General features: G+C 61.1%; 6 protein-coding genes and 1 pseudogene. All 7 read left to right on the top strand.

Annotated elements, in window-relative coordinates; genetic code table 11:
• Positions 1–27: 27 nt before the first annotated feature.
• Positions 28–168 (top strand): annotated as a pseudogene (locus ACYZT6_RS13505) (polyketide cyclase); the annotation flags it as partial.
• A gap of 267 nt (positions 169–435) precedes the next feature.
• On the top strand, positions 436–936 hold the full coding sequence (tpx, locus tag ACYZT6_RS13500) for a thiol peroxidase (RefSeq protein WP_438659180.1): 501 nt from the start codon (positions 436–438) through the stop codon (positions 934–936).
• A gap of 444 nt (positions 937–1380) precedes the next feature.
• Positions 1381–2697: an MdtA/MuxA family multidrug efflux RND transporter periplasmic adaptor subunit gene (locus ACYZT6_RS13495; protein WP_462027321.1), complete on the top strand. Its 1317-nt coding sequence runs from the start codon at positions 1381–1383 to the stop codon at positions 2695–2697.
• The gene (locus ACYZT6_RS13490; protein WP_462027320.1) at positions 2694–5798 is read left to right on the top strand and encodes an MdtB/MuxB family multidrug efflux RND transporter permease subunit; all 3105 of its coding nucleotides are present in this window, start codon (positions 2694–2696) and stop codon (positions 5796–5798) included. Before ACYZT6_RS13495 ends, ACYZT6_RS13490 begins: the two co-directional genes overlap by 4 nt.
• On the top strand, positions 5795–8902 hold the full coding sequence (locus tag ACYZT6_RS13485) for an efflux RND transporter permease subunit (RefSeq protein WP_462027319.1): 3108 nt from the start codon (positions 5795–5797) through the stop codon (positions 8900–8902). Before ACYZT6_RS13490 ends, ACYZT6_RS13485 begins: the two co-directional genes overlap by 4 nt.
• A complete protein-coding gene (locus ACYZT6_RS13480) occupies positions 8899–10380 on the top strand; it encodes an efflux transporter outer membrane subunit (protein WP_462027318.1) in 1482 nt (493 codons plus the stop codon). Before ACYZT6_RS13485 ends, ACYZT6_RS13480 begins: the two co-directional genes overlap by 4 nt.
• A 316-nt stretch (positions 10381–10696) precedes the next feature.
• Complete coding sequence (locus ACYZT6_RS13475) at positions 10697–12835, top strand: putative bifunctional diguanylate cyclase/phosphodiesterase (RefSeq protein ID WP_462027317.1); 2139 nt, start codon at positions 10697–10699, stop codon at positions 12833–12835.
• Positions 12836–13017 lie beyond the last annotated feature (182 nt).

Here is a 13017-nt window from a genome sequence, read left to right as displayed (position 1 = left end):
ACAGGCGATGGGTGAAATGTAGTGGCGATGGCTGCCTTTCGTCATGAATGCCGGGTGGGGGCGGGAGAGGGCGGTACGCTGTATTTCGACTGTGTGACGAATTCGGTGATCGGTGGTGCATTAACAGAGGCGCTGCTGGTGAATGCGTATATGCGCCGGATCATCTAGGCGCGGCACCGCAATATGCTGCGATTGCTGGCCTGAACCCGACCCGTAGGAGCGAGGCTTGCCCGCGAAGGGAGCGCCTCGTTGCAACAAGCTGACCGCGTTACCGTTCTTCGCGGGCAAGCCTCGCTCCTACACCGGATTTGGTTTGTATCCAATGTGTGCGACGAGACATCACAATTTGTATCCGGGCATAGGTCGTCGGACCATTTCGTGGTTAACTTCGGCCTCTTCAAAATTCTCCACAACAACGTCAGAAGGACTCCGTTCATGGCTCAAGTCACTCTTAAAGGCTCCCCGGTTCAAGTCAACGGCCAACTGCCACAAGCCGGTTCCAAGGCGCCAGCCTTTTCCCTGGTTGCCGGCAATCTGTCCGACGTGACCCTGGCGAACTTCGCCGGCAAGCGCAAAGTGCTGAACATCTTCCCAAGCGTCGACACCCCGACCTGCGCCACTTCGGTACGCAAGTTCAACGCCCAGGCCAACGACATCGCCAACACTGTCGTGCTGTGCATCTCCGCTGACCTGCCGTTCGCTCAAGCACGCTTCTGCGGCGCTGAAGGCCTGGACAACGTACAGAACCTGTCGACCCTGCGCGGTGCCGAGTTCATCGAGAACTACGGCGTCGCCATCGCTGACGGTCCACTCAAAGGCCTGACTGCCCGTGCGGTCGTGGTGCTGGACGAAAACGACAACGTTCTGCACAGCGAACTGGTCAAGGAAATCGCAGAAGAACCGAACTACGAAGCGGCACTTGCCGTTCTGAAATAAGTAAAGCATTACAATTGTTAACGGCCTGAGGGGGCGTTCTCAGTTAATTTCCCCGCCGCGTTGTCGCCTTAAAGCGGGCCAGGCAAGGCGCAGGCCGCTGGGAATGGTTGTTCCCTTTCCAAGGCCTGCAACGCAGGCTGGCCCGCTTTAAGGCACAACCCTAAGGGCCGGGCCTGCTGTTGTGCAGGGCTGCGTTGCTCGAAGCTTATTTGGAATGACCAAACCACGCTTCTCGCGCCTTGCCCTGCACAACAGCAGACCCGGCGCGACGGGGCAATTAACTGAGAACGCCCCCTCTGTCCAGGCCGTTTTCATTTGTGCTTCAGTGTCTTAGATAAATCTCCTGTTACGTAAGCCGAAGGTAAATTGCCGGTAAAGGCGCTTTGCTTAATACCCACCAGTGCTTATCGTTCAGCCTCCTGTAGAAAGAAGCTCACGCGCCCAATGGTTGATCATTCCATGCAATCCTCCGCTTCCCGTAATCCTCGTCGCTGGCTGTTCGGCCTGCTTGTCCTGTTGGTCATCGCTGGCCTGTGCTGGAAATTCTGGCCCGCCGGCACTGCCCATAAGGACGGTGCTGCGCCCAAAGCCGTGGCCGGCCATACCGGCAAGTCAGGGGGGATGCGTCCAGGTTTCGGCGGTGCGACCGGGCCGATCCCGGTGCGCGTGGCGCCGGCGGTCAAGGGGGATTTCCCGCTGTACTACAAGGCGTTGGGCACGGTGACCGCGCTGAACACCATTAATGTGCGCAGCCGCGTTGGCGGCGAACTGATGAAGATCTCTTTCGAAGAAGGGCAGATGGTCAAGGCTGGCGACCTGCTGGCTGAAATCGACCCGCGCCCTTACCAGAACGCCTTGCTTCAGGCCGAAGGCACCTTGCTGCAGAACCAGGCACAGCTGAAAAACGCTCAGGTCGACGTCGAGCGTTATCGCGGCCTGTTCAAGGAAGACAGTATCGCCAAGCAAACCCTGGACACCGCCGAAGCACTGGTCGGTCAGTACCAGGGCACGGTCAAGACCAATCAGGCGGCGGTCAACGACGCCAAGCTCAATCTCGAATTCACCAAGATCCGCGCCCCGATTGCCGGGCGTGTGGGCCTGCGGCAGCTGGACGTCGGCAACCTGGTGGCGGCCAACGACACCACGGCGTTGGCGATCATTACCCAGACCCAGCCGATCAGCGTCGCTTTCACCTTGCCGGAAAACAGCCTCGACCTGGTGCTGGCCCGCTATCGCACCGGCGCCAAACTGCCCGCCGAAGCCTGGGACCGTGGCGACACCAAGTTGCAAGCCACCGGCGTGTTGCAGAGCCTGGACAACCAGATTGACGTGACCACCGGCACCCTGAAATTCAAGGCGCGCTACGAGAATCGTGATCAGGCGTTGTTCCCCAATCAGTTCGTCAACGTCCACTTGCTGGCCGACACCCTCAAGGATGTGGTGCTCGCACCTTCCGCAGCGATTCAGTTCGGCACCAACGGCACCTTCGTCTATGCCTTGGACGGCGACAAGAAAGTCGCGATCCGCCAGCTGAAAGTCGGCGCCAGTGACGGCGAAAACACCGTGATTACCGAAGGCCTGGCCCCCGGAGATCGCGTTGTCCTTGAAGGCACCGACCGCCTGAAGGAAGGCAGCGAAGTGGAAGTGGTCAATGACACCAAGGACGTACCGACCACCCCGACCGGCCACCTGCAAGGTAAATCGGCGGCCAGCTCGACTGAGCCGGCCGCCGCCGACAAGGCGAAAAAGGGCGGCGCATGAACATCTCGCGGCTGTTCATCCTCCGCCCGGTCGCCACCACGCTGAGCATGCTGGCCATTATCCTGGCCGGCGTGATCGCCTATCGGCTGCTGCCGGTGTCGGCATTGCCTCAGGTGGATTACCCGACCATCCGCGTCATGACGCTGTATCCCGGCGCCAGCCCGGATGTCATGACCAGCGCCGTGACTGCGCCGCTGGAGCGTCAGTTCGGGCAGATGCCCGGCCTGACCCAGATGGCGTCGACCAGCTCCGGCGGCGCTTCGGTGCTGACCCTGCGGTTCAGCCTCGACATCAACATGGACGTCGCCGAGCAGCAGGTGCAGGCCGCGATCAACGCCGCGACCAATCTGCTGCCCAAGGACCTGCCGGCGCCGCCGGTGTACAACAAGGTCAACCCGGCGGACACCCCGGTGCTGACCCTGGCCATCACTTCCAAGACCATGCTGTTGCCCAAGCTCAATGACCTGGTCGACACGCGCATGGCGCAGAAAATCGCCCAGATCAGCGGCGTCGGTATGGTTAGCATTGCTGGCGGCCAGCGTCAGGCGGTGCGGATCAAGGTCAATCCTGAAGCCCTGGCGGCCAATGGTTTGAACCTGTCGGACGTGCGCACCTTGATTGGCGCGTCGAACGTAAACCAGCCAAAGGGCAACTTCGACGGTCCGACCCGGGTGTCGATGCTCGATGCAAACGATCAACTGACCTCGCCCAAGGATTACGCCAACCTGATCCTGGCCTACGCCAACGGCGCGCCGTTGCGCCTCAAGGACGTGGCCGAGATTGTCGACGGCGCCGAGAACGAGCGGCTGGCAGCGTGGGCCAATGAAAACCAGGCGGTACTGCTGAACATCCAGCGTCAGCCCGGTGCCAACGTCATCGAAGTGGTCGACCGGATCAAGGCCTTGTTGCCAAGCATCACCGACAACCTGCCGGCCGGCCTCGACGTCACGGTCCTCACCGACCGCACCCAGACCATCCGCGCCTCGGTCACCGACGTGCAACACGAATTGCTGATCGCCATTGCCCTGGTGGTCATGGTGACGTTCCTGTTCCTGCGTAGGGCCAGCGCCACGATCATTCCGTCTGTGGCCGTGCCGCTGTCGCTGATCGGCACCTTCGGCGTGATGTACCTTGCCGGTTTCTCGGTCAATAACCTGACCTTGATGGCCCTGACCATCGCCACCGGTTTCGTGGTGGACGATGCGATCGTGATGCTGGAGAACATTTCCCGGTTTATCGAAGAAGGGGACAGTCCCCTTAATGCCGCGCTCAAGGGCGCCAAGCAGATCGGCTTCACGCTGATTTCCCTGACCCTGTCGCTGATTGCGGTACTGATTCCGCTGCTGTTCATGGCGGACGTGGTGGGGCGCCTGTTCCGCGAATTCGCCATCACCCTTGCGGTGGCGATCCTGATTTCCCTGGTCGTGTCCCTGACCCTGACACCGATGATGTGCGCACGGTTGCTCAAGCGTGAGCCCAAGGAAGAAGAGCAGGGCCGTTTCTATCGGGCCAGCGGCGCAACAATTGATTGGATGATCGCGGCTTACGGGCGCAAGTTAAAGTGGGTTCTCAAGCATCAACCGCTGACGTTGCTGGTGGCTATCGGCACGTTGGCGCTGACGGTGGTCCTTTACATGGTCGTGCCCAAGGGCTTCTTCCCGGTACAGGACACGGGCGTTATCCAGGGCATTTCCGAAGCACCGCAGTCGATTTCCTTTGCGGCGATGAGCGAGCGTCAGCAAGAACTGGCCAAGGTGATCCTGGCCGATCCGGCGGTGGAAAGCCTGTCGTCCTACATCGGCGTCGACGGCGACAACTCGACGCTGAACAGCGGTCGTCTGCTGATCAACCTCAAGTCCCACAGTAACCGTGACCTGAGCGCCACCGAGGTGATTGCGCGCCTGCAACCGGAACTGGACAAGCTGGTCGGCATTCGCCTGTTCATGCAGCCGGTGCAGGATCTGACCATCGAAGACCGGGTCAGCCGCACGCAATACCAGTTCAGCATGTCGTCGCCGGATTCCGAATTGCTCAGCCTGTGGAGCGGGCGTCTGGTGGAAGCCCTGGCGCAACGGCCGGAGTTGACCGACGTCGCCAGCGACCTGCAGGACAAAGGTTTGCAGGTCTATCTGGTGATCGACCGCGATGCTGCGTCGCGGGTCGGTGTGTCGGTGTCGAACATCACCGATGCGTTGTACGACGCCTTCGGCCAGCGGCAGATTTCAACCATTTACACCCAGGCCAGCCAGTACCGCGTGGTGCTGCAATCGCAGTCCGGCGAGAAGATCGGCCCCGATGCGTTGAACCAGATTCACGTAAAGACCACCGACGGCGGGCAAGTGCGACTGTCCAGCCTGGCGCACATCGAGGAACGCCAGGCGCAACTGGCGATCACCCACATCGGCCAGTTCCCGGCGGTGATGATGTCCTTCAACCTGGCCCCCGGCGTGGCGCTGGGGCATGCAGTGGAAATCATCGATCAGGTGCAGAAAGACATCGGTATGCCGATTGGCGTGCAGACTCAGTTCCAGGGCGCGGCGGAGGCGTTCCAGGCCTCGTTGTCGAGCACCTTGCTGCTGATTCTGGCGGCGGTGGTGACCATGTACATCGTGCTTGGCGTGCTCTACGAGAGTTACATCCATCCAATCACCATCCTCTCGACCTTGCCCTCGGCAGCGGTCGGTGCCTTGCTGGCGCTGCTGTTGAGCGGTAATGACCTGGGAATGATCGCCATCATTGGCATCATTTTGCTGATCGGCATCGTGAAAAAGAACGCGATCATGATGATCGACTTCGCCCTCGACGCTGAACGCAATCAGGGCATGGACCCGGAAACAGCAATCTATCAAGCGGCGTTGCTGCGTTTCCGACCGATTCTGATGACCACGCTGGCTGCCTTGTTTGGTGCGGTGCCGCTGATGCTGGCGACCGGTTCCGGCGCTGAATTGCGCCAGCCGTTGGGCCTGGTGATGGTCGGCGGTTTGCTGGTGAGTCAGGTGCTGACACTGTTCACCACGCCAGTGATCTATCTGTATTTCGACCGTCTCGGTCGGCGCTGGGGCCGCAAGTCTGAAGCCGCGGAAGCGGTCGAGCAGCCATGAACCTGTCCGGACCTTTCATCAAGCGCCCGGTCGCGACCATGTTGCTCAGTCTGGCGATCATGCTGCTCGGCGGCGTGAGCTTCGGCCTGTTGCCGGTGGCGCCGTTGCCGCAGATGGACTTCCCGGTGATCGTGGTGCAGGCCAGCCTGCCCGGCGCCAGCCCTGAAGTGATGGCCTCGACCGTCGCCACGCCGCTGGAGCGCTCCTTCGGCGCCATCGCTGGCGTCAACACCATGAGCAGCCGCTCCAGCCAGGGCTCGACCCGGGTGATTTTGCAGTTCGACCTGGACCGCGACATCAACGGCGCGGCGCGGGAAGTGCAAGCGGCGATCAACGCCTCGCGCAACTTGCTGCCGAGCGGGATGCGCAGCATGCCGACCTACAAGAAGGTCAACCCGTCCCAGGCGCCGATCATGGTGCTGTCGCTGACCTCCGACGTACTGGAAAAAGGCCAGCTCTATGATTTGGCCTCGACGATTCTGTCCCAGAGCCTGTCCCAGGTGCAGGGCGTGGGCGAAGTGCAGATTGGCGGCAGCTCCTTGCCGGCGGTGCGCATCGAGCTTGAACCCCAGGCGCTCAACCAGTACGGCGTGGCCCTGGACGATGTGCGCAACACCATTGCCAACGCCAACGTGCGCCGGCCGAAAGGCTCGGTCGAAGACGGCCAGCGGTTGTGGCAGGTGCAGGCCAACGATCAACTGGAAAAAGCCAAGGATTACGAGTCGCTGATCATTCACTACGCGGACGGCGCGGCGCTGCGCCTGAAGGATGTGGCCAAGGTCAGCGACGGGGTAGAGGACCGCTACAACAGCGGTTTCTTCAACAATGACGCGGCGGTGCTGCTGGTGATCAACCGCCAGGCCGGCGCCAACATCATCGAGACGGTCAACGAAATCAAGGCGCAGCTGCCGGCGTTACAGGCTGTGCTACCGGCCAGCGTCAAGCTGAACCTGGCGATGGACCGTTCGCCGGTGATCAAGGCGACGCTGCACGAAGCGGAAATGACCCTGCTGATCGCCGTGGCACTGGTGATTCTGGTGGTGTTCCTGTTTCTCGGTAACTTCCGCGCCTCGCTGATTCCGACCCTGGCGGTGCCGGTGTCGCTGGTCGGCACGTTTGCGGTGATGTACCTCTACGGCTTCTCCCTGAACAACCTGTCGTTGATGGCGTTGATTCTGGCTACCGGGCTAGTGGTGGACGACGCCATCGTGGTGCTGGAGAACATTTCCCGGCACATCGACAAAGGCGTGCCGCCGATGAAGGCCGCCTACCTCGGGGCTCAGGAAGTCGGCTTCACGTTGCTGTCGATGAACGTCTCGCTGGTGGCGGTGTTCCTGTCGATCCTGTTTATGGGTGGGATTGTCGAAAGCCTGTTTCGCGAGTTTTCCATCACGTTGGCGGCGTCCATCGTGGTCTCGCTGGTGGTTTCGCTGACGCTGACGCCGATGCTCTGCGCCCGCTGGCTCAAGCCGCACACACCGGGGCAGGAAAACCGTTTGCAGCGCTGGAGTCAGCGGGCCAACGAGTGGATGGTCGGCAAATACGCGACCAGCCTCGATTGGGTGTTGCGTCACCGCCGTTTGACCTTGCTCAGTCTGTTCGTGACGGTTGGCGTTAACATTGCATTGTATGTCGTTGTTCCTAAAACCTTTATGCCACAGCAGGACACCGGCCAGCTGATCGGTTTCGTGCGTGGCGACGACGGGCTGTCGTTCAGCGTCATGCAGCCGAAAATGGAAATCTTCCGCCGTGCCGTGCTCAAGGACGATGCGGTGCAAAGCGTCGCCGGTTTCATCGGCGGCACCAACGGCACCAATAACGCGTTCATGCTGGTGCGGTTGAAGCCGATCAAGGAACGCAATATTTCCGCGCAGAAAGTCATCGAACGGCTGCGCAAGGAAATGCCCAAAGTCCCTGGCGCTCAACTGATGCTGATGGCCGATCAGGACCTGCAATTCGGTGGCGGTCGCGAACAGACCACGTCGCAGTATTCCTACATCCTGCAAAGCGGCGACCTGGGTGATTTGCGCGAGTGGTACCCGAAAGTCGTCACCGCTCTGAAAGCGTTGCCGGAGCTGACGGCGATCGATGCTCGTGAAGGTCGGGGCGCGCAACAGGTGACCCTGATCGTCGACCGCGATCAAGCCAAGCGCCTGGGTGTCGATATGGACATGGTCACCTCGGTGTTGAACAACGCCTACAGCCAGCGGCAGATTTCGACGATTTACGACAGCCTCAACCAGTACCAGGTGGTGATGGAGGTCAATCCGAAATACGCCCAGGACCCGATCACGCTCAAGCAGGTTCAGGTAATTACCGCTGACGGCGCACGGATTCCGCTGTCGACCATTGCCCACTACGAAAACAGCCTGGAAGACGACCGGGTCAGCCATGAAGGCCAGTTCGCCTCGGAAAGCCTGTCTTTCGACATGGCCGACGGGGTGACGGTGGAGCAGGGCACGGCGGCGATCGAGCGGGCCATCGCCAAGGTCGGCCTGCCGGAAAGCGTGATTGCGAAAATGGCCGGCACTGCCGACGCATTCGCTGCCACCCAGAAGAGCCAGCCGTGGATGATTCTCGGCGCGCTGGTGGCGGTGTACCTGGTGTTGGGTGTGTTGTATGAAAGCTACATCCATCCGCTGACCATTTTGTCGACGTTGCCGTCGGCCGGGGTCGGCGCGCTGCTGTCGATCTATGCGTTGGGCGGTGAGTTCAGCCTGATTTCGTTGCTCGGGTTGTTCCTGCTGATCGGCGTGGTGAAGAAAAACGCCATTCTGATGATCGACTTGGCGCTGCAACTGGAGCGCCATCAGGGCCTGGAGCCGCTGGAGTCGATTCGCAGCGCCTGCCTGCAACGCCTGCGACCGATTCTGATGACCACCCTGGCGGCCATCCTCGGTGCCTTGCCGCTGCTGCTGAGCCGCGCCGAAGGTGCGGAAATGCGTCAGCCGTTGGGCCTGACCATCATCGGCGGGCTGATCTTCAGCCAGGTGCTGACCCTTTACACCACCCCGGTGGTTTACCTCTATCTCGATAAACTGCGCCATCGCTTCAACAAATGGCGTGGAGTGCGTACCGATGCTGCTCTGGAAACTCCGCTATGACTGACCGTTCGCTTATCAATCTGGCCACGCCGTTGGCGGCGGCCCGGGGCTCGCGTTTGCTGAGCCTGGCGCTGTGCGTGGCGATGCTCAGCGCCTGCGCTGTCGGCCCGGACTACCAGCGCCCGCAAGCCGCTGCGCCGATGCAATACAAGGAAGCGGCCGGCTGGCGTCAGGCCAGCCCGAGTGATGCCCTGGCCCGCGGCGCCTGGTGGGAGTTGTATGGCGATCAGCAGCTCAATGGCCTGATCGAAAAACTCAACAGCTCCAACCAGACCGTCGCCCAGTCCGAAGCCCAGTATCGTCAGGCTCAGGCCTTGGTGCGCAGCGCCCGGGGCGCGTTTTTTCCGACGGTGGACCTGACCGTCGGAAAAAACCGCTCCAGCCAAGGCACGGGCAGCAGCAGTTCGAGCCTTACCAGTTCCTCCAGCGGTATTCGCGACACCTACACCGCGCAGGCCGGTGTCAGTTGGGAAGCGGACATCTGGGGCAAGTTGCGTCGCGGCCTTGAAGCCGATACCGCCAACGCCGAGGCCAGCTTTGCCGATCTGGCAGCGATGCGCCTCAGCCAGCAATCGGAACTGGTACAGAACTACCTGCAACTGCGGGTGATCGATGAACAGAAACGCTTGCTGGAAGCGACTGTCGAGGCCTATCAGCGCTCGCTGAAAATGACCGAAAACCAATACCGCGCCGGTGTCTCGGGCAAGGATGCGGTGGCCCAGGCGCAGACCCAGCTCAAAAGCACCCAGGCGGACATGGTCGACCTGATCTGGCAACGCGCCCAGTTCGAGAATGCCATCGCCGTATTGATCGGTCTGCCGCCAGCCGAGTTCAGCCTGGCTGAATCCAAGAACATCCCGGCATTGCCCGAAATACCGCTGAGCCTGCCTTCGCAGCTGCTCGAGCGCCGCCCGGACATTGCGTCTGCTGAACGTTCGGTGATGGCGGCCAACGCCAACATCGGCGTGGCCAAGGCCGCTTACTACCCGGACCTGACCCTGAGCCTGAACGGTGGTTACAGCAGCAGCACCTATGCCAACTGGATCAGCGTGCCGAACCGCTTCTGGTCGGTGGGGCCACAACTGGCCATGACCCTGTTTGATGGCGGCCAGCGTTCTGCCGAGGTCGATCGCAGCGAAGCGGCCTACGACGAAACCGTCGCCAAGTACCGCCAGACCGTGCTCGATGGGTTCCGCGAGGTGGAAAACTATCTGGTACAGCTCAAGGTGCTGGAAGACGAAGCCGGTGTGCGCCAGGAAGCACTGGACGCGGCGCGTGAATCCCTTCGCCTGACGCAAAACCAATACAAGGCCGGGGTGATTGCTTACCTTGGCGTGGTGGTGGTCCAGGCCACCGCATTGAATAACGAACGCAGCGTGTTGAGCCTGTTGCAGAGCCGGTTGATCGCCAGTGTGCAGCTGATTGCGGCGCTGGGCGGGGGCTGGGACGGAGCGCTTCAGGTGAGCGAAAACAAATAGCGCGGCTGTTGTAGCAGCTGTCGAGCCCGCGAGGCTGCGTTCGGCGACGCAGTCGTCGTAAACCTGCGCACGCGGATCTCCTGAAACGCCGCGTCGCCTGATTTCACGACGACTTCGTCGCCGAACGCAGCCTCGCGCTGCTCGACAGCTGCTACGAGCGGATGCGTACACCATCGGGAAGTCAAACAAGCGTTTCATCGGGTTGATGGCCATCTGATTACTTTTGTCAGTGCGTTCTTTTGTGCAATCAGTACAATCGCCCGATTTGCCCTCCCGAGAACGGAAGCAGTACGGTGGGGCGATCGCGAGAAGTCACATGCTCATTGGTAGCTATTCACCCACGCTGGTTATCATTTCGCTCTGCGTAGCGATTCTCGCCTCCTATACCGCGCTTGACCTGACCGAACGCATTTCCACGGCCAAAGGCCGTGCCGTGTTTTTATGGACGGCGGGCGGTGCTTTTGCCATGGGCGTGGGCGTGTGGTCGATGCATTTCATCGGCATGCTCGCGTTCGCACTGCCGATCGATCTGGGTTACGACTTCACCCTCACGGCACTCTCGCTGCTGACCGCGATCCTGTCCTGCGGCTTTGCCCTGTGGCTGGTCAGCCAGCCACGGCTGCCGACCTGGCAACTGGCGTTCGGCGCGTTGATCATGGGGGCCGGGATCAGTGCCATGCACTACACCGGCATGGCCGCCATGCGCATGCAGCCGGGCATCGATTACGACCCGACGCTGTTCGGAGCGTCACTGCTCATCGCCGTTGGCGCTTCCGGCGCAGCGTTATGGATCGCCTTCCGTCTGCGTCAGCACACGCCGTATGTGGGCCTGTTTCGCGCCGGTGCTGCGGTGATCATGGGCCTCGCCATCGTCGGCATGCACTACACCGCCATGGCTGCGGCGCGATTCCCGGATGGCAGTTTCTGTGGCGCCGCCATCAGCGGTTTGAATGGCAAAGGCCTTGACAACCTGGTGCTGATCACCACGCTCGCGGTATTGAGCATCGCCTTGTTGACCTCGGTGCTCGATGCACGTCTTGAGGCGCGCACCGCTGACCTGGCGCGCTCGCTGACGGAAGCCAACCGCGAACTGACCCAACTGGCCCTGCACGACACCCTGACCGGTCTGCCCAATCGTATGCTGCTGGCGGACCGCATCGAACAGGCCATGTCCAAGGTTCAGGAGCAGGGCGGTTGTTTTGCGCTGATGTTCATCGACCTGGACGGTTTCAAACCGGTCAACGACGCCTTCGGTCACCACATGGGCGATCAGTTATTGCGTGAGGTCGGTTTGCGCCTGCGCGAGGACATGCGCAGTCAGGACACGTTGGCGCGAATCGGTGGCGATGAGTTCGTGTTGCTGGTGCGACTCAGCGAGCCAAACGACGCGTTGAGCCTGGCGGCACGTCAGGTCGGGCTGATCGGCAGTTCGTTCCGTGTCGCCGAACATGAGCTGCAGATATCCGCCAGCCTCGGCATCGCGCTGTACCCAGGCAACGGCCAGACTGCCCAGGAATTGCTGATGAACGCCGACGCAGCGATGTACCACGCCAAGGGCGCCGGGAAAAACGGCTACAGCTTCTTCGACGCCTCGATGAACAGCAACGCGCGCAAACAACTGCAATTGCTGCAGGACTTGCGCAACGCTCTCGATCAGCAGCAGTTCAGCCTCTATTACCAGCCCAAGTTCGACGCCGGCAATGGCCGCCCGGTGGGCGCCGAGGCGCTGCTGCGCTGGGAGCACCCGACCCAGGGCATGCTGCTGCCGGACAAGTTTATCGACCTTGCGGAAAGGACCGGGCTGATCATTCCCATTGGTGAATGGGTGCTGAACGAAGCCTGCCGCCAGATGCGCGAGTGGTACGTGCTCGGCTACACCGACTGGCGCATTGCGGTGAACCTATCGGCGTTGCAGTTCTGCCATGCGGGCCTGGTCAAGAGCGTCTCCAAAGCCTTGGCCACGCATCAGCTTCCGGCCAATAGCCTGACCCTGGAAATCACCGAAACCACCGCCATGAGCGATGCCGATGCGAGCATGACGGTGCTTCAGGAACTCTCTGAAATGGGCGTCGACTTGTCCATCGATGACTTCGGCACCGGCTATTCGAGCTTGATGTACCTCAAGCGTCTACCGGCCAACGAACTGAAAATCGACCGCGGTTTCGTCCGCGATCTGGAACACGACAGTGACGACGCGGCCATCGTGTCAGCCATCGTCGCCCTCGGCCAGGCGTTGGGCTTGCGCATCGTCGCCGAAGGCGTGGAGACCGGTGTCCAGCAAGACTTCCTGACCAAATTGGGCTGCGATTCATTGCAGGGCTACCTGCTCGGGCACCCGCTGCCGGCGGATCGCTTCATGGCCGACATTGTTCGGGGGCAACAATTGGAGGTCGGCGTTATGCCTGTAGCAGCTGTCGAGCCTGCAAGGCTGCGTCCGGCAGCGAAGCTGTCGTGAAATCAGGCGACGCGGTGTTTCAGTAAGATTTCATGCGCGAGTTTTACGACGACTGCGTCGCCGAACGCAGCCTCGCGGGCTCGACAGCTGCTACAGAAGATCGCAGCTAGCCTCTACAGGGAAGGCCAATGCACACAGCGTTGGCGGGATCTGTTGATGTGAGTCCATGCAAAAACCGGCAA

Source organism: Pseudomonas sp. RT6P73 (assembly GCF_054897715.1).
This window is presented reverse-complemented; position numbering and strand designations above follow the sequence as displayed.

What these genes read in the sequence shown, in the direction of transcription:
- tpx (WP_438659180.1), top strand. Translation starts at nt 436, where the DNA reads ATGGCTCAAGTCACTCTTAAAGGCTCCCCGGTTCAAGTCAACGGCCAA.
- ACYZT6_RS13495 (WP_462027321.1), top strand. Translation starts at nt 1,381, where the DNA reads ATGGTTGATCATTCCATGCAATCCTCCGCTTCCCGTAATCCTCGTCGC.
- ACYZT6_RS13490 (WP_462027320.1), top strand. Translation starts at nt 2,694, where the DNA reads ATGAACATCTCGCGGCTGTTCATCCTCCGCCCGGTCGCCACCACGCTG.
- ACYZT6_RS13485 (WP_462027319.1), top strand. Translation starts at nt 5,795, where the DNA reads ATGAACCTGTCCGGACCTTTCATCAAGCGCCCGGTCGCGACCATGTTG.
- ACYZT6_RS13480 (WP_462027318.1), top strand. Translation starts at nt 8,899, where the DNA reads ATGACTGACCGTTCGCTTATCAATCTGGCCACGCCGTTGGCGGCGGCC.
- ACYZT6_RS13475 (WP_462027317.1), top strand. Translation starts at nt 10,697, where the DNA reads ATGCTCATTGGTAGCTATTCACCCACGCTGGTTATCATTTCGCTCTGC.